A 25,097-nucleotide genomic window follows, 5' to 3' on the forward strand; every position below is an offset into this window, starting at 1 on the left:
ACCCCGCGCTCCGTTCGAGATCGCGCCGAAGATGCGCCCGGTGCCCGCCCGCCGCACCATGGTGGTCGGCGCGCTCGACGTCGGCACCTCGAAGATCGTCTGCGTCATCGCCCGGCTGAAGCCGCGTGATTCCAGCGACGTGCTCCGCCGCCGCACCCATGCCGTCGAGATCATGGGCATCGGCCACACCCGCGCCCACGGCATGAAGGGCGGCACGGTGGTCGACATGGACCGTGCCGAGCAGTCGATCCGCCGCGCGGTTGACGCCGCCGAGCGCATGGCCGGCGTGCAGATCGCTTCGGTCATCGTCTCGATGGCCGGCGGCCGGCTCGGCTCCCAGCACTACGCCGCCGAGGTGGACCTGCCCGATCCGTCGGTGGCGGAAGGCGACATCCGCCGCGTGCTCGACGCGGCCTCCACCTTCGCGGTGGCGCAGGGCCGCGCCGTGCTGCACGCGCTACCGGTGGGCTATGCGCTCGACGGCGTGTCCGGCATCAGCGAGCCGCGCGGCATGCTCGGCCGCCGGCTCGGCGTCGACCTCCACGTGGTGACGGCGGAAGCCTCCGCCGCGCGCAACCTGCTGCTCTGCGTCGAGCGCTGCCATCTCGGCGTCGAGGCGATGGTGGCGGCGCCCTATGCGGCCGCGCTCTCGACACTGGCCGACGACGAGGCGCAGCTCGGCGTCACGCTGATCGAGTTCGGCGCCGGCACCACCACCGTCTCCGTGGTCTCGCAGGGGCACTGCGTGCATGTCGACGGCGTGGCGCTGGGCGGCCAGCACGTGACCAACGACGTGGCGCGCGGCCTCTCGACCCGGCTTTCCGAGGCCGAGCGGATCAAGACGCTGCACGGCGGCGTCACCGCGGTGACGGCGGACGAGCGCGACATGCTCACCGTTCCCTCGATCTCGGACGACGAGCGCGACCTGCCGCAGGCGGTGCCGAAGTCGCGGCTGATGCACATCATCCGCCCGCGCGTCGAGGAGACCATCGAGCTGGTGCGCGACCGACTGGTGGCCTCCGGCCACGCCGCCGATGCCGGCCAGCGGATCGTCCTCACCGGCGGCGCCGCGCAGCTCATGGGGCTGCCGGAACTGGTCGGGCAGATTCTCGGGCCTCAGGTCCGCATCGGACGCCCGCTCGGCATCTCGCGGCTGCCGGAGGCGGCGCGCGGTGCCTCCTTCTCGGTGGCGACCGGCCTGCTGGTCTACCCGCAGGTGGCCGGGCTCGAACATTTCGAAGCCCGTCGGCGGCGTGCCTCGCACGCCTCCGCCGACGGCTATTTCTCGCGCGTCGGAAACTGGCTGAGGGAGGCCTTCTGACGTGTCCATATCTATCCGCGCCGGCGGAACCGGCACTTGTGGGATCAACTCGGGACTGGGGCCCGCCGGCGTAAAGGGACGATAGCCATGACCATCAATCTTCAAGCACCCGATATCCGCGAGCTGCGGCCCCGGATCACCGTGTTCGGCGTCGGTGGCGCTGGCTCCAACGCCGTCAACAACATGATCACGGCCGGCCTGTCGGGCGTCGACTTCGTCGTCGCCAACACCGACGCGCAGGCGCTGACCCTCTCCAAGGCCGAGCGCATCGTGCAGATGGGCGTTGCTGTGACCGAGGGCCTCGGCGCCGGTTCGCAGCCGGAAGTCGGCCGCGCGGCGGCCGAGGAGGCGCTTGACGAGATCCGCGACCACCTCGCCGGCGCGCATATGGTGTTCATCACCGCCGGCATGGGCGGCGGCACCGGCACCGGCGCGGCGCCGGTAATCGCGCGGGCCGCCCGCGAGCTCGGCATCCTCACCGTCGGCGTCGTCACCAAGCCCTTCCACTTCGAGGGCCAGCGCCGCATGCGCATCGCCGAGATGGGCATCGCCGAGCTGCAGAAGGGCGTCGACACCCTGATCGTCATCCCGAACCAGAACCTGTTCCGGGTGGCCAACGAGAAGACCACCTTCGCCGACGCCTTCGCGATGGCCGACCAGGTGCTCTATTCGGGCGTCGCCTGCATCACCGATCTGATGGTCAAGGAAGGCCTGATCAACCTCGACTTCGCCGACGTGCGCGCGGTGATGCGCGAGATGGGCAAGGCGATGATGGGCACCGGCGAGGCTTCCGGCGACAAGCGCGCGCTGCATGCCGCGGAAGCCGCGATCGCCAACCCGCTGCTCGACGAAGTCTCGATGCGCGGCGCCCGTGGTCTGCTGATCTCGATCACCGGCGGCAAGGACCTCACCCTGTTCGAGGTGGACGAGGCGGCGACCCGCATCCGCGAGGAAGTCGACCCGGACGCCAACATCATCCTCGGCGCCACCTTCGACCAGACGCTCGACGGCCTGATCCGCGTCTCGGTGGTGGCCACCGGCATCGATCCGGCGGTGATCCCCGAGCAGATCCCGCACGGGCTGTCGAACCTCGCCGACATTGGCGGGCGTCGCGTCTCCAACGCCGGCCGGGCCGCCATCGAGGCGCGTCGCGACGCGGCGCTGCGTTCGGTCGCCTCGGCGCTCGACGACGTCGGCACCTCGCTGCCGCAGGAGAGCTTCGAGCCGACCTTCGCGCAGGCGCCGCGCGGCGAGCATGTCTATGCCGCCGACACGGCTCCGGTTCCGGCGCCGGCCGCCGCGGCGATCGACAATGTGACGATCCGTACGCTGGCGCCCAAGCCTGCGCTCTATGTCGAGCAGGAGGCGCCGGCCGCCTATGCCGAGATGGACAGCCACATCCACGACGAGCCGTTCATCCCGCCGCAGGCCGAGCGCCCGGAAACCCGCGTGCCGCGCATGCCGCGCGTCGACGAGCTGCCGATGCCGGCGCAGAACCAGATCCGCGCCGCCCGTGGCGAGCTTGCCGAGCATGAGCACCACGGCGACAAGAAGCGGATGAGCCTGCTGCAGCGCCTCGCCAATGTCGGCCTCGGCCGCCGCGACGAGGATGAGGCCCCGGCCCAGGCCGAGCCGCAGCTACGCGCCGCTCCCCAGGCCCCGGCTCCCGCCTATGCCGAGCCGCGCCCGCTCAGCGACCGGCGGCCGGAGGCGGGCTCCGAATTCGCCAAGCGGCCGCAGGCGGCGCGTCCGATCGACCCCTATGGCCGGCCGAACCGCCCGAGCGAGGACGAGCATCTCGACATTCCGGCCTTCCTCCGGCGCCAGGGCTGATCACGGGATCTGAAACACGGCGTAACAAAGACGCTTTTGCGGCGCCCTCCACGGGCGCCGCTCTGCGTGCAAGTGATTGATAATATTGGGTTGCACAGTGCCTGTGATTTCGCTGCGCAGCGGTAACAGACGGTAAACAAGCGTGATTTGGCACCTAAGGACCCCGCCGGTAGGGTGCCCGAGATAAAAATTCAGGTCGCGATTCGGCTCCGTTGCCGAAAATTCGATGGCCAAAGTCTGATGGTTTCGGGGAATTTGGGGGAGAGACGGGTTCGCGTCGCGTATCGGGCCCAACTCTTGATCTGGGATGAATGCTGTAAGGCAGACCACACTCGCTGACAGCGTCGCTTTCTCGGGCGTCGGAGTCCACTCCGGCAAGCCCGCCAGCGTTCGCATCTCTCCCGCCGCGGCCGACCACGGCATCGTCTTCCATCGCTCCGATTCGGCCCAGCAGGTGCGTGCCTGCCGCGGCGCGGTGCGCGGCAGCGATCTCGCCACTGTGCTGCGCGACGAGGCCGGCCCGGCCGTCTCCACCGTCGAGCATCTTCTCGCCTGCTTCGCCGGCCTTGCCATCGACAATGCCCATGTCGAGATCGACGGCCCCGAGGTTCCGATCCTCGACGGCAGCGCGGAGGCCTTCGCCGCCGCCTTCGATCAGGTCGGCATCATCGAGACCGACCGCGCCCGCCGTTATCTCAAGGTGCTGAAGCCGGTACGCGTCGAGACCGAGAACGGCTTCGGCGAACTCGTTCCCTATGACGCTGGCTTCCGCGTCGAGATCGAGATCGACTTCGCCCACGAGATGATCGGCCGGCAGCGCTATGCCGCCACCCTCTCGCCGGAGGTGTTCCGCAGGGATCTCGCCCCGGCCCGCACCTTCGGCTTCGTGAGCGACGTCGAGCGGCTGTGGCAGGCGGGCTATGCGCTCGGCGCCTCGCTCGAGAACACGATCTGCCTCGACGACACCGGCATCATGAACACGGACGGCCTGCGCTATGCCGACGAGTTCGTCCGTCACAAGGCGCTTGACGCGGTCGGCGACCTCGCCCTCGGCGGCCTGCCGATGATGGCGCGCTACCGTTCCTATCGCGGCGGCCACAAGCTCAATTTCGCCGTCGTCGATGCGCTGCTGTCCGACCGCTCGGCCTATGAGCTGGTCGAGGCCCACGTGCCGGCGCGCCGCCCGCTGCGCGGCCATGCCGGCTTCGGTATCGCGGTGGCGGTGCCGGCCTACGCGCCGGAGCTGTGAGCGTCACCTTATCGCCACGACCGGCGATCTCCCGAGGCCCGCATGTGGACTTCGGCCCCCAGGCGGAGCTATCCGCCATATTCCGGTCGGAAAGCGTCTTTAGCCGCTCTCTGTGGGGCCTTCCGTCGAAGGCGGCCCGAAGCATGTCCTGTCGGGGGCTGTCCCCGCGGCCGGCATGCGGTCCCAGCGGGCGGCCATTCGGCATCGTCCGTCCCGAAGACATGTGGTCAGGCGGCGGTCCGCGACGGGCGGTCCGGCAAGCGGGATAGAATGTGGTGATGCGTCTTCTCACTCTCGCGCCGGCGTGGGCCGGCTCTTCCCGCGGGCTGGCGGCCCGCCTGCTCGCCCTCTCGATGGTCGGGCTGACGGTGGCGGGCTGTGCCAATCCGTTCGCCGAGAAGGAAGACGAGCTCGTCATCACCGACGAGCCGGCCGAGAAGATCTATAATGAGGGTCTGACCCTCATGGCCAAGGAAGACTACGAGGCCGCCGTCAAGCGCTTCGAGGACGTCGACCGCCAGCATCCCTATTCGGACTGGTCGCGCAAGGCGCTGCTGATGATCGCCTATGCGAACTACACCCAGGGCAGCTATGACGAGGCGATCGCCGCCGCCAAGCGCTACCTCGCTTTGCATCCCGGCAGCGCCGACGCCGCCTATGCGCAATATCTGATGGCGGCGTCCTATTACGATCAGATCCCCGACATCTCGCGCGACCAGGCGCGCACCAACGCGGCGCTCGACGCGCTGAACGAGGTGGTGCGCAAATATCCCGATACGGAATATGCGGCCAGCGCCAAGAAGAAGATCGAGGTCGCCCGCGACCAGCTCGCCGGCAAGGAGATGATGATCGGGCGCTATTATCTCGAGCAGCGCAACTACATCGGCGCCATCAACCGCTTCAAGGTGGTGGTCACCCGCTATCAGACCACCCGCCATGTCGAGGAGGCGCTCTACCGACTCACCGAGGCCTATATGGCACTCGGCATCGTGAACGAGGCGCAGACCTCGGCCGCCGTGCTCGGCTATAACTTCCCGGACAGCTCCTGGTACAAGGACGCCTACAAGCTGGTGCAGTCGCGCGGGCTGGAGCCGGCGGAGAACCAGGGCTCCTGGATCAGCAAGGCGTTCAAGAACCTCGGGCTGGGCTGATGGACGGGCGGGCGCCCGCCCTGTTCAATGTGGCCGGGCGATTCGGCCCGATCGCGGCTCCGGAGCTTCATCATGCTGGCGGCCCTGTCGATCAGGGACATCGTGCTCATCGAGCGGCTCGACCTCGCCTTCCAGCCCGGCCTGACGGTGCTGACGGGCGAGACCGGTGCCGGTAAATCGATCCTTCTGGACGCCTTCACGCTCGCCCTCGGCGGGCGCGGCGACGGCTCGCTGGTGCGCCAGGGCGCCGCGCAGGGGCAGGTGAGCGCCGAGTTCGACCTGCCGCTCGACCATCCGGTGCGCGCGTTGCTGGCGGATGCCGGCATCGACGACGAGGGCGCGCTGGTGCTTCGCCGCGTGCAGCATGCCGACGGGCGCACCCGTGCCTTCGCCAACGACCAGCCGGTCAGCGCGCAGATGCTGCGCACCCTCGGGCGCGGGCTGGTCGAGATTCACGGCCAGCACGACGACCGCGCGCTGGTCGACCCCGCCTCGCACCGCACCCTGCTCGATGCCTATGGCGGGCTCACCGAGCTCGCCCGCGCGGTCGCCGAGCGCTGGCGGGACTGGAAGGGCGCGCGCAAGGAGGCCGATGCCGAGGCGGCGCGGCTCACTGAGGCGGCCAAGGAGGCGGACTATATCCGCCATGCGGTCGAGGAGCTGGGGGCGTTGTCGCCGGAGCCGGGCGAGGAGGAGCGCCTCGCTGGGCGCCGCACCGAGATGATGCGCTTCGAGAAGATCGCGACTGACCTCGCCGAGGCGCAGGACGCGGTCGGCGGCGCCGCCTCGCCGGTCCCGGCGCTGGCCGCTGCCGTCCGGCGGCTGGAGCGCCGGGCGGGGGAGGCAGAAGCGCTGGTGCGGCCGGCGGTGGAGGCGATCGACCAGGCGCTCAACGCCCTCGAGACCGCCACCAACCTGCTGAACGCGGCGCTCGCCGAGGCGGATTTCGACCCGCATGAGCTGGAGCGCATCGAGGAACGCCTGTTCGGCCTGCGCGCCGCGGCACGGAAATATCATTGCACGGTCGACGACCTGCCGCTCACGGCGGCGCGCTTCGCCGACGCGCTGGATGCGCTGGACCATGGCGCGGAGCGGCTCAAGGCCCTGGAATCGAAGGCCTCCGAGGCCGAGGCGGCCTATCGCCGTGCTGCGGCCGATCTCTCGGCGCGGCGCCGTGCCACCGCCGCCGAGCTCGACGCGGCGGTGAACGCCGAATTGCCGCCGCTCAAGCTCGAACGGGCGCAGTTCGTCACGGATTTTCAGGCCGACGAGAGCGACGGCCAGGCCGACGGGTATGATCGCATCGAGTTCTGGGTGCGCACCAATCCCGGCACGCGGCCGGGGCCGATGATGAAGGTCGCCTCGGGCGGCGAGCTTGCCCGCTTCCTGCTGGCGCTCAAGGTGGTGCTGGCCGACAAGGGCTCGGCGCCGACGCTGGTGTTCGACGAGATCGATACCGGGGTGGGCGGCGCGGTGGCGGATGCCATCGGCGCGCGTCTCGCGCGCCTCGCGCGGCGGGTGCAGGTGGTGGCCGTCACCCACGCCCCGCAGGTGGCGGCGCGCGCCGGCAACCATTTCCGCATCGCCAAGGAGCCGCTGCCCGACCTCGACCAGGTGGCGACCCGGGTCGCCCCGCTGGCTCCCGCCCACCGCCGCGAGGAGATCGCCCGCATGCTGTCCGGCGCCGAGATCACCTCCGAGGCGCGGGCGGCCGCAGAACGGCTGCTCAAGGGCGCGGAATCCGTTAAATAGGCTCTCCCTTCACCGGGTGAGTCCGCCAATGCCGCGTGCGCCGAAATCCTCCCTCCCCGACGCTCCCGACGTCGCCACGCTGACCGCCGACGAGGCGGCAAGCGAGCATGCCCGGCTCGGCGAGGAGATCGCCGCGCATGACCGGCGCTATTATCAGGAGGACGCGCCGACCGTCTCGGACGCGGAATATGACGCGCTGCGGCGGCGCTACGAGGCGATCGAGGCCGAGTATCCCGAGCTCAGGGGCATCGACAGCCTTTCGGAGAAGGTTGGCGCCGCGCCATCGGCGAAATTCGCCAAGGTGCGTCATGCGGTGCCGATGCTCTCGCTCGGCAACGCCTTCGCCGACAGCGACATCGAGGAGTTCGTGGCCCGCATCCGCCGCTTCCTCGGCCTGCCGGCGGACGCCGACATCACGCTGACCGCCGAGCCGAAGATCGACGGGCTGTCCTGCTCGCTGCGCTATGAGCGCGGCCGGCTCGTGGTGGCGGCGACGCGCGGCGACGGCTTCGAGGGCGAGGACGTCACCGCCAATGTGCGCACCATCGGCGAGATCCCGCAGGTGCTGATGGCGGAGGACGTGCCCGACGTGCTCGAGGTGCGCGGCGAGGTCTATATGGGGCACGCCGATTTCGCCGCCATCAACGCCCGCCAGCAGGAGGCCGGCAAGCCGCTCTTCGCCAATCCGCGCAATGCGGCTGCGGGAAGCCTGCGCCAGCTCGACCCGAAGATCACCGCCAGCCGGCCGCTGCGCTTCTTCGCCTATGCCTGGGGCGAGGTCTCGTCGGGTGGGCTGCCGGCCGACACCCAGTTCGGCGTCATCAAGGCCTTCGCGCGCTGGGGCCTGCCGACCAACCCGCTGACCGTGCTGTGCCATTCGGCCGATCAGCTTCTTGCGCATTACCGCATGATCGAGGAGCGGCGCGCCACCCTCGGCTACGACATCGACGGCGTGGTCTACAAGGTGGACAGCCTCGCCTTGCAGGAGCGGCTCGGCTTCGTGTCGCGCTCGCCGCGTTGGGCGATCGCCCACAAATTCCCGGCGCAGCGGGCAGTGACGCAGCTCGAGCGCATCGAGATCCAGGTCGGGCGCACCGGCGCGCTCACCCCGGTCGCCAAGCTGACGCCGGTGACGGTCGGCGGCGTCGTGGTGTCGAACGCCTCGCTGCACAACGAGGATTACATCAAGGGCATCGGCGGCGACGGCGAGCCGATCCGCGGCGCCTTCGAAGACAAGCCGGTCGACATCCGCGAGGGTGACTGGGTGACCATCCAGCGCGCTGGTGACGTCATCCCGCAGGTGGTCGACGTGGTGCTGGAGCGCCGGCCGCCTGAGGCGAAGCCCTACGCCTTCCCAACCGTCTGCCCCGCCTGCGGCTCGCATGCCGTGCGCGAGGACGACGAGGTGGTGCGGCGCTGCACCGGCGGACTCATCTGCCCGGCGCAGGCGGTGGAGCGCATCCGCCATTTCGTCTCGCGCGACGCCTTCGACATAGAGGGGCTGGGTGAGAAGCAGGTGCAGGCCTTCCACGACTGGGGGCTGGTGAAGGAACCGGCCGACATCTTCCGGCTCGAGGCGCGCGATTCTGACCCGCAGGCGCTCACCCGGCTGAAGAACCGCGAGGGCTGGGGCGAGACCTCGGCGAAGAACCTGTTCGCCGCCATCGAGGCGCGGCGCCGCGTGCCGGTGAACCGCTTCCTCTATGGGCTCGGCATCCGCCATGTCGGCGAGACCAATGCGAAGCGGTTGATGCGGCATTTCCCGAGCATCGAGGCGCTGCGCGAGGCCGCGCTCGCCGCCGTGCCGCCGGGCGAGGAGCATCCCAAGGGCAACGAGGCGTGGGCCGAGATCGTCGGCATCGAGGGCATCGGCGCGGTGGTGGCGGAGGCGGTGGTCGACTTCTTCGTGGAACCGAACAACGAGGCGGCACTCGATGCGCTGCTGAAGGAGGTGACGCCCGAACCGATGGAGAGCGTCGCCGCCGGAGGGGCGGTCGCCGGCAAGACGGTGGTGTTCACCGGCGCGCTGGAGAAGATGACCCGCGACGAGGCCAAGGCGATGGCCGAGCGGCTGGGCGCCAAGGTGGCGGGCTCGGTGTCAAAGAAGACCGACTATGTGGTGGCCGGGGCGGACGCCGGCTCCAAGCTCGCCAAAGCGCGCGAGCTCGGCGTCGCCGTGCTCACCGAGGAGGAATGGCTGGAGCTGGCGCGGAGCGGCTGAGCGCGCCCGCACGACAACGGCCGGTGCAAAGGCTTATCGAGGAACCGAGATGGCTGACACGACGCTTCTGCTGATCGACATCCAGAACGACTATTTTCCCGGCGGCAAGTATCCGCTGGCGGGTATGGAGGCGGCGGCGCAGGAGGCCGCGCGGCTTCTGGAGGCGGCACGCCGCTCCGGGCTCGGCGTGGTGCATGTCCGCCATGAGAGCCCCGATCCGGAGGCCGGCTTCTTCGGCGCCGGAACGATCGGAGCCGAGATCAGCCCCGCCGTGCTCCCGAAAGGGGACGAACTCGTGGTGGTGAAGCAGAACGTCAACGCTTTCCTCGACACCGGTCTCGACGCGGCGCTGAAGGCGCGCGGGACGGCTGAGCTCGTCATCGTCGGGGCGATGAGCCATATGTGCGTCGATGCCGCGACCCGCGCGGCGCTCGATCTCGGCTACGGCGTCACCGTGGCGCATGACGCGACGGCGACGCGTGATCTCGCTTTCGATGGCGCCGAGGTGCCGGCGCCGAGCGTGCAGACCGCGATGATGGCGGCGCTGGAATTCGCGGGCGCCAGGATGAAAAGCGGCGCACAGATCGCGCAGGAATGGAGCGGCGAGGGGCGCTGACGCCGCCTACGTCTCGGCGCTGTTGCGGGCCTCGCGCTCCGGGCCGATGTCGCGTTCGGCGGCGGCGCTAAGGCGCTGGAAGACGCCGAGCGAGACCAGGATGGCGCAGCCCGCGCCCATCATGAACACCGGATAGATGACGTCGGACGCCTCGTTACGGGTCGCCTCGAAGGCCAGCACCAGTGCCTCGAGAAACACCGCGATCACGATGGTCGAGATGAATTTGGTGAGGCCGCGACGGGCGTCGGCGGGCGTGCGCTTCTCGCGGCGCGCCGGCACCTCCTCCTCGAAGAAGTATTTGGCGACGTCGAACAGGGCGATCGCCACGATGATGTAGCCGACAATGCCGAGCAGCCCGGTCTCCAGCGCCTCCTCGCCGGCGAGGCTGCCGCGCAGCGCCGTGTAGGGCGCATAGACGAGCAGCACGCTCGCCACCGCCATCAGCGCGCAGGCGCCGAGCGCGAAGACGAGGCGGATGAGGAAGCTCATGGGTGCTGACCGGGCTGTTCGGCCGCCGGCGACTGCCTGCCACGCCATTCAGGAAAGGGGCAGGCGCCGTGCGGGTTGGACGGGGCGGAAGCCTAGACCCGTCCCGTCAGCATCATGACGATCAGAATAATCAGAAGAATTGTTACGAGGCCGCTCGGGCCATAGCCCCAGCTTCGGCTGTATCCCCAGCTCGGCAGCGCGCCGACGAGAATCAGAATCAAGATGATGATCAGAATTGTCGTCATGGATGGGCCTCCCGTCGCCGCCGATTGCCATCTGAGGTGAGCGCATTTCCCTTGTCGTCAGGCGGGTTCACCTGAATCGGGAAAGGCTCCGGCTGCGGGAAAACGCGACGACGACGCAATGGTTCCATTGAACCGCCGCGGACGGTGGCGACGGAATCAGTCGTCGAGCGGCGCGGTGGCCTTGAGCAGCCAGTCGCGGGTGGCATCGTCGACCAGCGGGCCGATCTCGGCGGCGACGCGGGCATGATAGGCGTCGAGCCAGGCGCGCTCCTCGCCGGTGAGCAGGCCGGTCGCGATCAGCCGCCGGTCGAAGGGTGCCAGCGTCAGCGGCTCGAAGCCCAGCAGCTTCTTCTCCGCGCCCTCCGGCGCCGGGCGCTCGACCACCAGCTCCAGATTCTCGAGGCGGATGCCATAGGCGCCGGTCTTGTAATAGCCGGGCTCGTTGGAGAGCACCATGCCGGGGGCGAGTGCCACCGTGCCGAGCTTGGAGATGCGCGCCGGGCCCTCATGCACCGAGAGATAGGCGCCGACGCCGTGGCCGGTGCCGTGCTCGAAATCGAGCCCGGCCGCCCACAGGAACTGGCGGGCGAAGGGATCGAGCTGCGCTCCGGTGGTGCCGGCGGGGAACACCGCACGGGCGATGCCGGCATGGCCCTTCAGCACACGGGTGTAGCGCTCGCGCATCTCCGGCGTCGGCGTACCCACGGGAAGCGTGCGGGTGACGTCGGTGGTGCCATCCTCGTATTGCGCGCCGGAATCGATGAGGAACAGCTCGTCCGTGCCAACCTTCCGGTTGGTGGCGTTGCTCACGCGGTAATGCACGATGGCGCCGTTCGGCCCGGCGCCGGCGATGGAGGGGAAGGAGACGTCCTTCAGCGCGCCAGTCTCGCGCCGGAAGGTCTCCAGCGCGCAGACCACGTCGATCTCGGTGAGCCCTCCCTTCGACGCCTCGGCGTCGAACCAGGCGAGGAAGCGGGCGAGCGCTGCGCCGTCGCGCCGGTGCGCGCTCCGCATGCCAGCGATCTCGGCGGCGTTCTTCGAGGCCTGCATCAGCGCGCCGGGGTTCGGGCCCTTCGAGACCTTGCCCCCCGCCGCCTCGATGCGCGCGGCGAGCGCCGCCGGCGCGGTCGCCTGGTCGAGCCGGATGGTGGCGCCGGTGGCGGCGATCAGGTCGATCGAGCGGTCGAGATAGACCGGCTCGACGATCTCGGCGTGGCGCGCGAGCTCGTAGCGCACCTCGTTGGAGAGCTTGCGCCCGTCGATCAGCAAGGTCGGCCGGCCATCCGCGGGCACGATCGCCCAGCTCAGCGGCAGCGGCGTGAAGGCGACATCGCCGCCGCGTATGTTGAAAGTCCAGGCGACCGCGTGCGGATCGGACAGCACCACGGCGTCGAGCTTTTCCGCCTTAAGCGCCGCGCGCAGTCGGCCGAGCTTGTCTTCGACGCCCTCGCCGGCGAGGGCCGGATCGCGGATGGTCACCGGCGCCACGGGCGGGGAGGGGCGGTCGGCCCACACCGCGTCGAGCGGATTGGAATCGACGGCGACCAGCACGCCGCTGGCGCCCGCCACCGCGCGGCGCAGCCGGTCGAGGCCGTCGGCGGTGATCAGCCAGGGGTCGTAGGCGAAGCGCCCGCCGGCCGGCAGATGCGTCTCGATCCAGCGCTCCGGCGAGGTCTCCGCGCTCGGCACCACGGTGTAGGCGCCCGCATCGGTCTGGCTGGCGGCCTGCAGCGTGTAGCGACCGTCGACGAACAGCGCGGCTTCTCCCCGCAGCACCACGGCGACGCCGGCCGAGCCGGTGAAGCCGGTGAGCCAGGCGAGGCGCTCCTCGCTCGGCGGCACATATTCGTTCTGGTGGGCGTCCGCGCGCGGCACGATGAAGCCGTCGAGGTCGCGGCGCGCCAGTTCCGCGCGCAGCAGGGAAAGATGCGCGACGCCGAGCGCCGGCGCGGCGGAATCCTCGAAGGACTGGTACTTGGCTTCGAACATGCGGAACCTCAGGCGCGGCTTCTCACCCGCGGCTCGTCAGGCCGCGGCTGGCGTCATAGAGCGACTTGGCGCCGAAGGCGATGAACATCAATCCCACCAGCCGCGTCACGATCAGCCCGTGGGTGAGGAAGAAGCGCCGCACCGGCGCGAGACCCGCCATCCAGACCAGCAGGATGTCCGCGGCGATGAAGCCGGCGAAGGCCGCCGCCAGCAGCAGCGGCGCGGATTCCCACGAAAGATTGGACGCATAGCTGGCAGTCAGCGCGGTGAACATCGCCACCGAGACCGGATAGGCCTTGGGGTTGGTGAGCCCGAACAGCACGCCGGTGGTAAGTGGTCGCCGCGCGCCGATGGGGGCGACCGCGCCACCTTTGGCGGTTAATGCCTTGAAGCCCAGGCAGACCAGATAGAGCCCGCAGCCGATGCCGAGCAGATCGAACAGCAGCGGCCCGAGCTGGTTCACGCCGATGATTGCGGCGAAGGCCAGCGCGGTCCAGAACAGGTCGCCGACGAGGTGGCCGCCGACGAAACGCGCGCCGGCCGGCCGGCCATGGGCGGCGGAAAGCGAGAACAGGGCGAGGAAAGCCGGGCCGGGGGACAGCACATAGAGCGCGCCGGCCAGCGCGGTCATCAAATAAAGTCCTGAGGACATTGGGAGAATCCGACTGGACGAAGGCGCGAGAATAAATCAGCATCGGTCCGTTCGCTGCAGGCGTCAATCGCGACAGATGGCCGTCGGGGGATGGAAAGGCCGATGTTGACGACGCGACGAGTGTTATTTCTGCTGACGCTGGCCCTGCTCGCCCTGAGCGCGGTTGGCGGCGCGCGCGCCGAATCGGCCGGCATGCTGCGCGTCGGCACCTATCTCGACAACAAGCCCTGGCAGTTCCGCGATGTGGACGGGCGCATCGTCGGCTTCGAGGTCGACATGGTGGACTACATAGCGAGCCATCTCGGCGTGCGGGTCGAGGTCGCGCAGATGCCGTTCCGCGAACTGTTCGGCGCGCTCGAGCAGAACCACATCGACATCGCCATGTCGTCGATCAGCGTGACGTCGGAGCGGCGGGCGCGCTTCGATTTCACCCAGCCCTATTTCGACACCACGCAGGCCGTGGTGGTGCTGAAGACCTCGCGCATCCGCAACCTCGCCGGCCTCGCGGGCAAGACGGTGAGCGTCATTCCGTGCACCACCAGCGATTTGTGGGTGGAGGTCAACAAGGGCCGGTATAGGATCGGCCGCGTGGTACCGGCGGTCGGGCTGGATGAGGGGCTCGACAATATTTCGAGCGGCAAGGCGGATGCCCATATCGGCGACCTGCCGGCGCTGCTCTACCGGCTGCTGAAGCGCACAGACCTCGCCGTGGTCACGCGCCTGCCGACCGACGAGCGTTATGCGCTGATGCTCGCCAAGGGCTCGCCGCTGACGGCCAAGGTCGACGGGCTCGTCAGCCAGATGAAGCAGGACGGCACGCTCGCCCGCATCCACGAGAAATGGTTCGGCATTCCGCCGGAATCGACCTCCTCCGTGGTCCGCGTGACGCCGCGGCCGTGAGCCCGGCATTGGCCGGCGGTTCGTCCACCCTCGCCAAACGACCATGCCGATGCCATTTTGTTCCGGTCAGAATCACTCTCCGAGTGCGAGCGAGACGTTATTGGCCGGCCCCCTGAAGCAACCGCGCGACGACGACGCCTTCGACGAGGTGCCGTTCGATCTTCCCGCCGAGGTGCCGCCGGCGCCGCGGCCGGGCGGCATTGCCGCGCGCGCCGCCGCGCTGGCGGGCGCGGCTCCGGCGCGGGGGCGTGACGGAGGCTATCTCGCAGGCCTCAACCCCGAGCAGCGCGAGGCGGTCGAGACGCTGGACGGCCCGCTACTGGTGCTGGCCGGCGCCGGCACCGGCAAGACCCGCGTGCTGACCACGCGCATCGCGCATATCCTCTCGCTCGGCCGCGCCTGGCCTTCGCAGATCCTGGCCGTGACCTTCACCAACAAGGCCGCCCGCGAGATGAAGGAACGCGTCGGCGCCATGGTGGGTGAGCAGGTGGAGGGGATGCCGTGGCTCGGCACCTTCCACTCGATCGGCGTGCGCATGCTGCGCCGGCACGCCGAGCTGGTCGGCCTGAAGTCCGGCTTCACCATCCTCGACACCGACGACCAGATCCGCCTGCTGAAGCAATTGCTGCAAGCGGAGAACATCGACGAGAAGCGCTGGCCGGCGCGCCTCCTCGCCAACACCATCGACGGCTGGAAGAATCGCGGCCTCACCCCGGAGCAGGTGCCGGCCGGAGAGGGCGCGACTTTCGCCAATGGGCGCGGGCAGGCGCTCTACGCCGCCTATCAGGCGCGGCTGAAGGCGCTGAACGCGGTCGATTTCGGCGACCTTCTGCTGGAAGGCATCCGCCTCCTGCGCGAGAACCCGGACGTGCTGGCGGAGTATCACCGGCGGTTCCGCTATATCCTGGTCGATGAGTATCAGGACACCAACGTCGCGCAATATCTCTGGCTCCGGCTGCTGGCGCAGGGCTCGAAGAACGTGTGCTGCGTCGGCGACGACGACCAGTCGATCTATGGCTGGCGCGGCGCCGAGGTGGACAACATCCTGCGCTTCGAGAGCGATTTTCCCGGCGCCAAGGTGATCCGCCTGGAGCGCAATTACCGCTCGACCGGCCATATCCTCGGCGCCGCCGCCCATCTCATCGCGCATAATGAGGGCCGGCTCGGCAAGACGCTGTTCTCGGAGGGCGAGCTCGGCGAGAAGGTGACGGTGACGGGCGCCTGGGACAGCCAGGAGGAGGCCCGCGCCATCGGCGAGGAGATCGAGGACCTGCAGCGCCACGGCCACTCGCTGGCGCAGGTCGCCATCCTCGTGCGTGCTTCCTTCCAGATGCGCGAATTCGAGGACCGCTTCGTCACGCTCGGCCTCAATTACCGCGTCATCGGCGGCCCGCGCTTCTATGAGCGGGCGGAAATCCGCGACGCGCTCGCCTATCTGCGCGTCATCGCCTCGCCGGCCGACGACCTCGCCTTCGAGCGCATCGTCAATGTGCCCAAGCGCGGGCTCGGCGACGCGGCGCTGCGCCAGCTCCACGACCATGCGCGCATCGCCGGCGTGCCGCTGCTGGAATCCGCGCGCCAGCTGGTCGCCAGCGAGGAGCTGAAACCGAAGGTGCGGCTCGCGCTTCGCGATCTCGTCGCCTCCTTCGACCGCTGGACCGGGCAGATGGCGCAGCTCCCGCAGGGCGAGCTCGCCGAGATCGTGCTCGACGAGAGCGGCTATACCGAGATGTGGCAGAAGGACCGTTCGGCCGATGCCGCCGGCCGGCTGGAGAACCTGAAGGAACTCGTGCGCTCGATGGAGCCGTTCGAGAACCTCACCGGCTTCCTCGAGCATATCTCGCTGGTGATGGACGCCGACGGCTCGGGTGCCGGCGAGGCGGTCAGCATCATGACGCTGCATTCCGCCAAGGGGCTGGAATTCGACACCGTGTTCCTGCCCGGCTGGGAGGAGGGGCTGTTCCCGCACCAGCGCGCGCTCGACGAGCAGGGCCGCGCCGGGCTGGAGGAGGAGCGGCGCCTCGCCTATGTCGGGCTGACGCGCGCGCGGCGGCTCGCCAAGGTGTTCTTCGCCTCCAACCGGCGCATCCACGGCCTGTGGCAGTCGAGCGTGCCGAGCCGCTTCCTGGACGAATTGCCCGAGGCGCATGTCGAGGTCACCGAATCCAAGGGCGGCAGCGGCTGGGGCGGCGGCCAGGGCGCCGGGCGCTACGGCTACGGGCCGAGCCGCTTCGACCAGGCCGAGACCTTCTCCTCTTCCTATTCGACGCCAGGCTGGCAGCGCGCGCAGGCGGCGCGGAACGCCGGCTCGGGGTTCTCGGAGAGTGGTCGCTCGAATTTCGGTGGCGGCGGCTATTCCGGCGGACGGGGGCGCACCATCGAGGGCCAGCTTGTCGCCAAGTCGACCGGTGCGGAATCCGCCTTTGCCATCGGCGAACGGGTGTTCCACCAGAAATTCGGCTATGGCGAGGTGACGGCGGCCGAGGGCAACAAGCTCACCGTGCAGTTCGACAAGGCCGGCGAGAAGCGCGTGGTGGACAGCTTCCTCGCCCGCGCGTGAATGTGTGACGGGCTGGCGCTTTCGCCCGGCCTCTGGCACATGAGCCGCCTAAACCGCTCGTGAGGATCAGATGCTCGAAGGATTGCCGCCGAACGGGGCGACGCATGTGATGCGGCTGCGCGCCAACGAAGCGGCGGCGCGCGCCGCCGCCGATCTCGTCGGCGAGAGCTTCGATCCCGCCGAGGTCGCCACTTCCGCTTTCGAGATCGAGGACGGCGCGGCATGGCTCGCCGAAGCCTATTTCGCCGAGCCGCCTGACGAGGAGGCGGTGCGCGAACTCGTCGAGCTGGCGGCGCCCGGCTGCGGCGCAGCGGTGGCGTTCGACACGCTGGAGCGCAAGGACTGGGTCGCCGCCTCGCTGGAGGGGCTGGCGCCGGTCGCGGTGGGGCGGTTCGTGGTGCACGGATCGCATGATCGCGAGCGCATCGGGCCGAACCGCATCGGGCTGGAGATCGAGGCGGCGCTTGCCTTCGGCACCGGTCATCACGGCACCACGCAGGGCTGCCTCGCCGGCATCGCCGCCTTCGGCAAGAAGCGCCGGCCACAGCGCACGCTCGACGTCGGCACCGGCACCGGCGTGCTCGCCATGGCGGCGGCACGGCTGTTCCACACACCGGTGCTGGCGAGCGACATCGACCGGGTGGCGGTGGCGACCGCGAAAGCCAATGCGCGGGCCAACCGCGCGGCGCCGGAGATCACCTTCCTGCACGCGCCGGGGCTCGGCGCGCGGGCCTTCAGGAATGGCGCGCCCTACGACCTCATCGTGGCGAACATCCTGCTGCCGCCACTGAAGCGGCTGGCGCGTCCGCTGCGCCCGCTGCTGGCGCCGGGCGGCACCGTGGTGCTTTCCGGCCTGCTGCCCTCGCACGCCAATGCGGCGCTCGCCGCCTATCGTGCGCAGGGCCTGCACCTCAGGCGCCGGCGGACGATCGAGGGCTGGGTGACGCTGGAACTCGCCGCGGACGCCGGGCGTCCGTTGCGCTGATCGCCGGAACGAAAGCCCTCAGGACAGGCGGATCGGCATGTCGACGCGCCGGCCGAGGCCTTCCGGCTCCGGCAGGGCGCCATGCGCCGCCTTCATCAGCGCGAGGCGCTCCAGCACCTCGTCCGGGAAGGGCGCGACGCGGCGGGTGGCAAAGTCGACATGCACCGCCACCTGCTCGCTGGTCGCCGCGGTCCAGCCCTCCTGGGCGTGGTGCAGCTCCTGGAAGAGGTGCATGCGCTTCTCGTCGTAGTTGATCAGCCGCAGCGTGACGCGCACCTCGTGCCCGGCCTTCAGCTCGCGCAGATAGCGCTGATGCGTCTCGACGGTGAAGAAGGAGGCGCAGCTACGCTCCACATAATGCGGGCCGAGGCCGACGAGGAACACCGCCTCCTCGACCGCGCGGTCGAACAGCACGTTGTAATAGGCCGTGTTCATGTGCCCGTTATAGTCCACCCACGCCGGCTCGACGGTCATGACCGACGACACGAACGGCGCGAAGAACACGGGTTCGAAGTCAATCCCGTCCAGCATGACGCAACCCCTGCAGCGGCATTCTTGGGACAACGGTGTTGCCTGATTGACAAGCATTGTGCCGAGTTTTCATGCAGTCGTCACCTGTTGAAATGCCTTCCGACTGGCAGAATTTGAGCAATTCGTGATTCTTTTCCGCAGCTTGGGTCCGGATGCGACGCGATGCGGGGCTCGCCGCCTCCGGCGATAGGGTATAGATCGAGATTGGGACCGGCCGACGGCGACCGGGAAGCCGATATGGAGCTGAAGCATGGCTGAACTGGTCGACGAGCGCGTGACACCGCAGGCCGTCGGCGGGGTCGAGGCGGTCATCGCCGCCCTTTCGGCGCATTTCGGCAGCCGGCTGACCACCGGGCGGGCCTTGCGCGAGCAGCATGCCAACACGGTGACGTGGCTGCCCAACGAGGCGCCGGATGCCGTGGTGTTCGTCGAGAGCACGGAAGAGGTACAGAGGGTGGTGCGCGCCTGCGCCGCCCATGGCGTGCCGGTGGTGCCCTATGGCACCGGCACCTCGCTGGAAGGCCAGATCAACGCGCCGCGCGGCGGCATCTCGATCGACCTGTCGCGCATGAACCGCGTGCTCGCCGTGCATGCCGAGGACCTCGATTGCGTGGTCGAGCCGGGGGTGACGCGCAAGCAGCTCAACGAGCATCTGCGCGACGTCGGCCTGTTCTTCCCGATCGATCCCGGCGCCGACGCCTCGCTGGGCGGCATGGCCTCGACCCGCGCCTCCGGCACCAATGCGGTGCGCTACGGCACGATGAAAGACAACGTCATCGCGCTGACCGCCGTGCTGCCGAACGGCGAGGTCATCACAACTGCGCGACGGGCCAAGAAATCCTCGGCCGGCTACGACCTCACCCGCCTGTTCGTCGGCGCCGAGGGCACGCTCGGCGTCATCACCTCGCTCACCCTGCGCCTCGCCGGCATCCCGGAGGCGATCTCGGCCGGCGTGTGCGGCTTCCCGACCATCCGCTCGGCCTGCGACGCGGTGATCGCCACCATCCAGTCCGGTATCCCGGTGGCGCGCATCGAGTTGCTTGACGAGGTGCAGGTGAAGGCGTGCAACCTCTATTCGAAGCTCGATCTCGCCGAGCAGCCGACGCTGTTCCTCGAGTTCCATGGCACCGAGGCGAGCGTGCACGAGCAGGCCGAGCGCTTCGGCGAGCTGGCGGCCGAGTTCGGCGGCTCCGCCTTCCAGTGGGCGACGCGGCCGGAGGACCGGGCCAAGCTCTGGCAGGCGCGGCACGACGCCTATTGGGCCTGCCTGCCCATGCGCCCGGGCGCCAAGGCGCTCGCCACCGACGTGTGCGTGCCGCTCTCGCGCCTCGCCGACTGCGTCGACGAGACCAAGCACGACATCGAGGAGATGGGCATGATCGCCCCTATCGTCGGCCATGTCGGCGACGGCAATTTCCACACCGTGACGCTGGTCGATATGAACGACCCGCAGGACGTGGCCAAGGCCAAGCTGTTCATCGGCCGCATGGTGGAGCGCGCGCTCGCCATGGGCGGCACCGCGACTGGCGAGCACGGCGTGGGGCAGGGCAAGCGCAAATATATGGAGGCCGAGCATGGCCGCGCGACGCTGGACGCGATGCGCGCGATCAAGCAGGCGCTCGATCCGCTGGGCATCATGAACCCCGACAAAGTTCTTCCATAGACGGGCGTTCTGATCAGGCTTTCCCTGGCGTCACCGGCGCGGCCGGCAGGGCGCCGATCCGGAGGAGTTGCGTGCAGACCCTGCTGCTCACCGTCGCGAGCGTCATCATCCTTGCCGTGGCTGCCGCCTTCGGGGCGCCGTACTACGTCGACTGGAACCAGTGGCGCTCCACTTTCGAGACGCAGGCGGCGCGCACGCTCGGCGCGCCGGTGGTGATCCGCGGGCCGATCGAGGCGGAGATCCTGCCCATTCCGCGCCTCCTGTTGCGCGACGTGTCGATCGGCGCCGACGGGGTCGGCACCGGCATCGCGGTCGAGGAGCTGCGCGCCAATCTCGCCCTCGGCTCGCTGATCAAGGGCGAGATCGTCGCCGACCACGCCCGCCTGGTGAAGCCGCGCATGCGCCTCGTGCTCGACGCCACCGGCAAGGTGGCGCTGCCGACCGGCGCCGGGCGGCCTTCCGGCTTCACGATCTCCAGTCTCGCCATCGAGAACGGCACGCTGGAGCTGCTCGACCGTGCCGCCGGGCGCAGCTTCAAGCTCGACGACATCGACATGCGCGGCGAGGCCGGCAGCGTGGTCGGCCCATTCAAGCTGGAGGGCGAGGTGCAGGCCGGCCAGCGGCGCCAGACAGTGCGGCTGTCGCTGGCCGCCTTCGCGCCCGACGCCTCCGCCAAGCTGCGCGCGAGCGTGCAGGGGCTCGGCAGCCCTCTTGCCTTCGAGGCCGACGGCGTCTTCCGCCTCGCGAGCGGCCAGCCGGCCTATGAGGGGCGCGCCTCGCTCGCTATGCCGGCGCGCGAGGGCGCCGCGACGCCGCTCGCCAAGGCCGGGTGGAGCCTCGCCGGCACGCTCAGGGCGACGCGCGAGATGGTCGAGGCGCAGGACCTCTCCCTCAGCCTCGGCAATATGGACAAGCCGGTCGAGCTGACCGGCAACGGCCGGCTCGGCATCGATCCTGCCACCGCCGGCCAGCCGCCGGCACGCCAGACCGCGCGGCTCGACCTGTCGCTCGCGGCCCGGCAAATCGACCTCAACGCCGCGACCGCCGGCTCCAGCCCGCTAACGGCGATGGGCGAGATCGCGCAGGCGCTGGCGCCGCTCTCGAACCTCGCGCCGGCCGGCGGCGTCAACCTGTCGAGCGACACGGTGCTGCTCGGCGGCGCGCCGATGCGCGAGCTCAAGGCCGATCTCGCCTGGGCGAGCACGCCCGCCGGCCTGATGTGGCAGGTCAAGGGGCTGCAGGCGAAGCTGCCGGGCCGCGCCACGGTGCGCACCTCGGGCCAGATCCCGATCGAGGCGTCGGGTGGCGCCCAGGGCTTCAACGGCACGCTGGCCTTCGACGCCGAGGACCTGCCGGCGCTGGTCGGCTGGGCCACGCCGGGCGGCGCCGCGCTGCTCTCCGGCCTGCCGCCGGGCGCGGCGAGCCTCAATGCCGCCGTCGAGCTCGGCACCGGGCGGGTCGCGCTCAAGCGCGCCACCTTCGGCTATGGCGGCATGAAGCTGACCGGCGACGTCGCCTATGCGCTGCCCGACGACGGCAAGGCCGGGCGGATCGAGGCCGGCCTCGCCGCCGACGGCATCGACCTCGACGCGCTGCTGCCGGCCATCCGCCGGCTGCTGGCGACGCCGGACGGCCCGGACGTGGCGCTCGGCTTTTCGGGGCGCGGGCTGCGGCTCGCCGGCATCACCGCCGCCAAGGTCGATCTGACGCTCGCCCGCGACGCGCAGGGACTCGGCATCGAGCGCGCCGCCATCACCGATCTCGGCGGCCTCGACATCGCCGGCTCGGGGCGGCTCGCCGGCGCCGACCGCACCGATGAGGGGCGCTTCGAGGCGCGGCTCACCGGCAACGGCGCCGACGGGCTGGCGGCGCTCGGCCGCCTGTTCGGGCCGCCCAACGCCGAGGCGCTGGTGCGCCGGCTCGGCCCCATGCTGGCGCCGCTCGATCTCAAGGTGACGCTGGAGACCACCGCCGGGCGCTCGGCGCTCAAGGCGGCCGGCGCGCTGGGCAAGGCGAAGGGCACCGGGGAGGTCGGCTATGGCGGCGGCCTCGCGCTCACCGGCAAGCTCGGCCTCGACATCGCCGATGGCGGCGAGCTGCTCGGCCGGCTCGGCGTGCCGGGGCTGCGGCCCGGTCTCGGCGCGGCGCGGCTCGATGCGGAACTGTCGCCGGCGCTCGACGCCCGCCTCGCCTTCGCCAACGCCAAAATCGCCGCGCGCGGCGAGGTGCCGGCCGATGCACAGGGCGTGCTGCGGCCGCGCCTCGACGTCGCGTTCGACGGCGCCGATCTCGCCCGCCTGTTCCCCGCGGTCGCCGCGGCGGCGGAAGCGGGGCAGGAGGTGCCGGCCGCCTTCGCCGCCAAACTGACGCGGCAGGAGGAGACCTGGCAGCTCGACGGGCTGAAGGGTACGCTCGCCGGCATCGCCCTCGAAGGCACGGCGAGCTACGCGCCGGACCGCCCCGAGCCGGTGACGCTCGACCTCGCGCTCGACCGCTGGAACCTCACCCGCGCGCTTGCACTGGTCGCCGGCCGGGCCGGCGGCAATGCGGTCGGCAGCTCCGCGAGTGGCGCCGGCTGGGCGGATGGCCGTTTCGCTCCGCAGCCCTTCCCCGATCTCGGGGCGCTGGTGAGCCTGAAGGTGAAGCGGCTCGACGTGCCGGGCGGGCTGGCGCTGGAGGAAGCGCGCCTGCGCACCCGCCTCGCCGCCGGGGCGGCAACGCTCGATGAGATCTCCGGCAATCTCGCCGGCGGCACGCTCAGCGGCAATGCCCGGCTGCGGCGGCGCGGCGAGGTGCTGGAGGCCGACGGTCATCTCGCCATCACCGGCGCCGACATTATCCGCCTGCTCGCCGGCGTCTCGGCCCAGCCGGCGCTGACCGGCAAGGCGACGATCGGCATCGACCTCGCCGGTGCCGGCCGCTCGCCGCTTAACCTCGCCCAGGCGCTGGCCGGGCAGGGCAGCCTGGTGATCGACGGTTTCCAACTGGCCGGGCTCGACCCGCGCGCGCTGCAATATGTGATGCTCGCCACCGAGCGCGGCTCGCCGCCGGACAACCGGCGTATCGCCGAGCTGCTCGACCGCAATCTGGCGCGGGGACCGCTCGCGCTGCCGCGCGTCGAGGCCTCGCTGAGCGTGCTGAACGGCGTCGTGCGCACCGGTGCCGCGCGGCAGTCGGTCGGCTCGCAGAACTTCGCGCTGGAGGGCAGCCTCGACCTCGCCCGACTGAGCCTCGACGCTTCCGTCGAGATGGACGACGCGGCCGATCCGAAGGCCACGGCGCCACCCGGCGCGGTGGTGATCTGGCGTGGGCCGCTGGCCGGGCCGGACCGGCGGCTCGACGTGACCGCGCTCGGCTCGGCGATCAACATGCGGGCGCTGGAGCGGGAGACCAAGCGGCTGGAGCAGCAATATGGCCGCTCGCCGGTGATGGATGCCGGCCATTCAACCGATGCGCCGGCGGTGCCGCCCTCGCTATTCTCGCCGACCCCGATGACGCCGAATCCGGCAGCGCCGAACCCATCTTCCACCGCGGCGCCCAATCCGCCGTCGCTGCTGTCGCCGGAACCCGCCGCGCCGGCGCCGCCCGCCATCGCGCCGGCCGATCCGGCGGCGACCGCCTCGCCAGAGGCGCCGAAGCCTTCGTCCGAGCCGCCGAAGCCCGCGCCGGAACGGGCCGAACCGGCCGCTCCGAAACCGCAGCCTCAGGCGCAGCGCCCGCGCCCGTCCGTCACGCGATCGCCCGAGCGCACGCCGCGCGACGGGACGCCGGCGGCCGCGCCGCCGCTGCCGCCGCCCTTCGTCATCCAGCCGGACCCGCTTCTGCGGCCGCCGGGAACGGTGCCGCTGGCGCCTTGAGCATTTTCCGCGAAAGTTGGTCGACTTTCGCGATCAGAAAATGCTCCAGCCAACTGAATCGAGAGCACTTTCTTATCGATCAGGTGATTCCACCTGATCGGAAAGGGCTCTAGGGGCGGTTCAGTCGCTCACGAACTCGTCGCGGCGATAGCCCTGCAGATAGAGCAGCGCGGTGAGGTCGCCATAGTCGATGCGCACCTGCGCGGATTCCGCCACCTTCGGCTTGGCGTGATAGGCGACGCCAAGCCCCGCCTCGCCGAGCATGGCAAGGTCGTTGGCGCCGTCGCCCACCGCCAGCGTCGCCTCGGGCGGCAGGCCGAGCGCGGCGCGCTGCTCGATAAGCGCGGCGAGCTTTGCCTCGCGGCCGAGGATCGGCTCCACCACCGTGCCGGCGAAACGGTCGCCCTCCGTCACCAGCACATTGGCGCGGTCGGCATGGAAGCCGATGGCGGCGGCGACGCGGCCGGTGAACAGGGTGAAGCCGCCGGACACCAGCATGGTGTGGGCCCCGTTGGCGCGCATGGTGCGCACCAGCTCCCGCCCGCCGGGGGTCAGCGTGATGCGCGTGGCGATCACCTCGTCGACCACGGCGAGCGACAAGCCCTTCAGCAGTGCGACGCGCTCGCGCAGCGCCGGCTCGAAGGCGATCTCGCCGCGCATGGCGCGCTCAGTGATGGCGGCGACATGCGCCTTCATGCCGGCATAGTCGGCGAGCTCGTCGATGCACTCCTGTCCGATCATGGTGGAGTCCATGTCGGCGAGGAACAGGCTCTTGCGCCGGCCCTCCGCGGGCAGGATCGCGACGTCGACCGGCGCGCCGCCGAGGGCTGCCCGCAAGGCGGCGATGTCGGCGGCATCCGGCAGCGCGATCTCGGCGGCGATCCCTTCGGCGAGGATGCGCGCCTCGCCGGCGCCGGGCAGCGCCTCGCGTGCGGCGTCGATCAGCGCCACGTCGACCGCCGGGGCGGCCGGGTTGGAGATCAGCACGGCGACGAAGGGTAGTGCGTTCGGCATGTCGGCTCTGGCGGCGCGGCGCGAATGGCTTGCCTGCGCGGTTGCGCCGGGCAAGAAGGAGGGGATGCG

At 70.3% G+C, this 25,097-nt stretch carries 18 protein-coding genes; 12 read left to right on the top strand and 6 right to left on the bottom strand.

Annotated features, from left to right (window positions below; all coding sequences use genetic code 11):
* Nucleotides 1-31: 31 nt before the first annotated feature.
* The 7 genes from ftsA (at nucleotide 32) to U742_RS0111345 (ending at nucleotide 10,143) form a co-directional block, all read left to right on the top strand.
* Nucleotides 32-1,321: a cell division protein FtsA gene (ftsA, locus tag U742_RS0111315; RefSeq protein ID WP_029353043.1), complete on the top strand. Its 1,290-nt coding sequence runs from the start codon at nucleotides 32-34 to the stop codon at nucleotides 1,319-1,321.
* Between the two features lie 87 nt (nucleotides 1,322-1,408).
* Nucleotides 1,409-3,154, top strand: a complete 1,746-nt coding sequence (gene ftsZ, locus U742_RS0111320) for a cell division protein FtsZ (RefSeq protein WP_029353045.1) — start codon at nucleotides 1,409-1,411, stop codon at nucleotides 3,152-3,154.
* A gap of 307 nt (nucleotides 3,155-3,461) precedes the next feature.
* Nucleotides 3,462-4,403, top strand: a complete 942-nt coding sequence (lpxC, locus tag U742_RS0111325; RefSeq protein WP_029353047.1) for a UDP-3-O-acyl-N-acetylglucosamine deacetylase — start codon at nucleotides 3,462-3,464, stop codon at nucleotides 4,401-4,403.
* Nucleotides 4,404-4,681: 278 nt separating this feature from the next.
* Complete coding sequence (locus U742_RS0111330) at nucleotides 4,682-5,554, top strand: outer membrane protein assembly factor BamD (RefSeq protein WP_029353049.1); 873 nt, start codon at nucleotides 4,682-4,684, stop codon at nucleotides 5,552-5,554.
* A 72-nt stretch (nucleotides 5,555-5,626) separates the two neighbouring features.
* Nucleotides 5,627-7,306: a DNA repair protein RecN gene (gene recN / locus U742_RS0111335; protein WP_029353051.1), complete on the top strand. Its 1,680-nt coding sequence runs from the start codon at nucleotides 5,627-5,629 to the stop codon at nucleotides 7,304-7,306.
* 28 nt (nucleotides 7,307-7,334) lie between these two features.
* Complete coding sequence (gene ligA, locus U742_RS0111340) at nucleotides 7,335-9,527, top strand: NAD-dependent DNA ligase LigA (RefSeq protein ID WP_029353053.1); 2,193 nt, start codon at nucleotides 7,335-7,337, stop codon at nucleotides 9,525-9,527.
* Nucleotides 9,528-9,576: 49 nt separating this feature from the next.
* Nucleotides 9,577-10,143 (top strand): cysteine hydrolase family protein, encoded by a 567-nt coding sequence (locus tag U742_RS0111345; RefSeq protein WP_029353055.1) that lies wholly within the window; start codon nucleotides 9,577-9,579, stop codon nucleotides 10,141-10,143.
* Nucleotides 10,144-10,149: 6 nt separating this feature from the next.
* Here the strand turns inward: U742_RS0111345 and U742_RS0111350 are convergent, their stop codons facing one another.
* From U742_RS0111350 to U742_RS0111365, 4 genes are all read right to left on the bottom strand, one after another.
* Nucleotides 10,150-10,632: a hypothetical protein gene (locus tag U742_RS0111350; RefSeq protein WP_029353056.1), complete on the bottom strand. Its 483-nt coding sequence runs from the start codon at nucleotides 10,630-10,632 to the stop codon at nucleotides 10,150-10,152.
* A 92-nt stretch (nucleotides 10,633-10,724) separates the two neighbouring features.
* Nucleotides 10,725-10,877 (bottom strand): DUF3309 family protein, encoded by a 153-nt coding sequence (locus U742_RS22890; protein WP_038361327.1) that lies wholly within the window; start codon nucleotides 10,875-10,877, stop codon nucleotides 10,725-10,727.
* 156 nt (nucleotides 10,878-11,033) lie between these two features.
* A complete protein-coding gene (locus U742_RS0111360; RefSeq protein WP_029353058.1) occupies nucleotides 11,034-12,866 on the bottom strand; it encodes an aminopeptidase P family protein in 1,833 nt (610 codons plus the stop codon).
* 22 nt (nucleotides 12,867-12,888) lie between these two features.
* Nucleotides 12,889-13,497, bottom strand: a complete 609-nt coding sequence (locus U742_RS0111365; protein WP_051661091.1) for a LysE family translocator — start codon at nucleotides 13,495-13,497, stop codon at nucleotides 12,889-12,891.
* A gap of 141 nt (nucleotides 13,498-13,638) precedes the next feature.
* Between U742_RS0111365 and U742_RS0111370 the strand changes: the two genes are divergently transcribed.
* The 3 genes from U742_RS0111370 to U742_RS0111380 all read left to right on the top strand — a co-directional run bounded on the left by U742_RS0111370 (nucleotide 13,639) and on the right by U742_RS0111380 (nucleotide 17,963).
* On the top strand, nucleotides 13,639-14,418 hold the full coding sequence (locus U742_RS0111370; protein ID WP_038361331.1) for an ABC transporter substrate-binding protein: 780 nt from the start codon (nucleotides 13,639-13,641) through the stop codon (nucleotides 14,416-14,418).
* Nucleotides 14,419-14,467: 49 nt separating this feature from the next.
* The gene (locus tag U742_RS0111375) at nucleotides 14,468-16,978 is read left to right on the top strand and encodes an ATP-dependent helicase (RefSeq protein WP_156034206.1); all 2,511 of its coding nucleotides are present in this window, start codon (nucleotides 14,468-14,470) and stop codon (nucleotides 16,976-16,978) included.
* A 70-nt stretch (nucleotides 16,979-17,048) separates the two neighbouring features.
* Nucleotides 17,049-17,963: a 50S ribosomal protein L11 methyltransferase gene (locus U742_RS0111380; RefSeq protein ID WP_029353067.1), complete on the top strand. Its 915-nt coding sequence runs from the start codon at nucleotides 17,049-17,051 to the stop codon at nucleotides 17,961-17,963.
* A gap of 18 nt (nucleotides 17,964-17,981) precedes the next feature.
* Here U742_RS0111380 and U742_RS0111385 read toward each other — a convergent pair whose 3' ends face one another.
* A complete protein-coding gene (locus U742_RS0111385; RefSeq protein WP_029353069.1) occupies nucleotides 17,982-18,494 on the bottom strand; it encodes a thioesterase family protein in 513 nt (170 codons plus the stop codon).
* Between the two features lie 250 nt (nucleotides 18,495-18,744).
* Here U742_RS0111385 and U742_RS0111390 point away from each other — a divergent pair, with 250 nt between their 5' ends.
* Both U742_RS0111390 and U742_RS0111395 read left to right on the top strand, forming a co-directional pair.
* Nucleotides 18,745-20,157, top strand: coding sequence for an FAD-binding oxidoreductase (locus U742_RS0111390; RefSeq protein ID WP_029353071.1), 1,413 nt, complete (start codon nucleotides 18,745-18,747; stop codon nucleotides 20,155-20,157).
* A gap of 71 nt (nucleotides 20,158-20,228) precedes the next feature.
* The gene (locus U742_RS0111395; protein ID WP_029353073.1) at nucleotides 20,229-24,014 is read left to right on the top strand and encodes an AsmA family protein; all 3,786 of its coding nucleotides are present in this window, start codon (nucleotides 20,229-20,231) and stop codon (nucleotides 24,012-24,014) included.
* Nucleotides 24,015-24,134: 120 nt separating this feature from the next.
* Here U742_RS0111395 and serB read toward each other — a convergent pair whose 3' ends face one another.
* Entirely contained in the window at nucleotides 24,135-25,028 is an 894-nt protein-coding gene (gene serB / locus U742_RS0111400; protein WP_029353075.1) for a phosphoserine phosphatase SerB, read from the bottom strand.
* Between the last annotated feature and the right edge of the window lie 69 nt (nucleotides 25,029-25,097).

This window comes from Allobosea sp. 117 (assembly GCF_000702305.1).
GTDB lineage: Bacteria > Pseudomonadota > Alphaproteobacteria > Rhizobiales > Xanthobacteraceae > Ancylobacter.

Coding starts and splice junctions, on each gene's coding strand:
- ftsA (WP_029353043.1), top strand. CDS start 32: ATGCGCCCGGTGCCCGCCCGCCGCACCATGGTGGTCGGCGCGCTCGAC.
- ftsZ (WP_029353045.1), top strand. CDS start 1,409: ATGACCATCAATCTTCAAGCACCCGATATCCGCGAGCTGCGGCCCCGG.
- lpxC (WP_029353047.1), top strand. CDS start 3,462: ATGAATGCTGTAAGGCAGACCACACTCGCTGACAGCGTCGCTTTCTCG.
- U742_RS0111330 (WP_029353049.1), top strand. CDS start 4,682: ATGCGTCTTCTCACTCTCGCGCCGGCGTGGGCCGGCTCTTCCCGCGGG.
- recN (WP_029353051.1), top strand. CDS start 5,627: ATGCTGGCGGCCCTGTCGATCAGGGACATCGTGCTCATCGAGCGGCTC.
- ligA (WP_029353053.1), top strand. CDS start 7,335: ATGCCGCGTGCGCCGAAATCCTCCCTCCCCGACGCTCCCGACGTCGCC.
- U742_RS0111345 (WP_029353055.1), top strand. CDS start 9,577: ATGGCTGACACGACGCTTCTGCTGATCGACATCCAGAACGACTATTTT.
- U742_RS0111350 (WP_029353056.1), bottom strand. CDS start 10,632: ATGAGCTTCCTCATCCGCCTCGTCTTCGCGCTCGGCGCCTGCGCGCTG.
- U742_RS22890 (WP_038361327.1), bottom strand. CDS start 10,877: ATGACGACAATTCTGATCATCATCTTGATTCTGATTCTCGTCGGCGCG.
- U742_RS0111360 (WP_029353058.1), bottom strand. CDS start 12,866: ATGTTCGAAGCCAAGTACCAGTCCTTCGAGGATTCCGCCGCGCCGGCG.
- U742_RS0111365 (WP_051661091.1), bottom strand. CDS start 13,497: ATGACCGCGCTGGCCGGCGCGCTCTATGTGCTGTCCCCCGGCCCGGCT.
- U742_RS0111375 (WP_156034206.1), top strand. CDS start 14,468: ATGCCATTTTGTTCCGGTCAGAATCACTCTCCGAGTGCGAGCGAGACG.
- U742_RS0111380 (WP_029353067.1), top strand. CDS start 17,049: ATGCTCGAAGGATTGCCGCCGAACGGGGCGACGCATGTGATGCGGCTG.
- U742_RS0111385 (WP_029353069.1), bottom strand. CDS start 18,494: ATGCTGGACGGGATTGACTTCGAACCCGTGTTCTTCGCGCCGTTCGTG.
- U742_RS0111390 (WP_029353071.1), top strand. CDS start 18,745: ATGGCTGAACTGGTCGACGAGCGCGTGACACCGCAGGCCGTCGGCGGG.
- serB (WP_029353075.1), bottom strand. CDS start 25,028: ATGCCGAACGCACTACCCTTCGTCGCCGTGCTGATCTCCAACCCGGCC.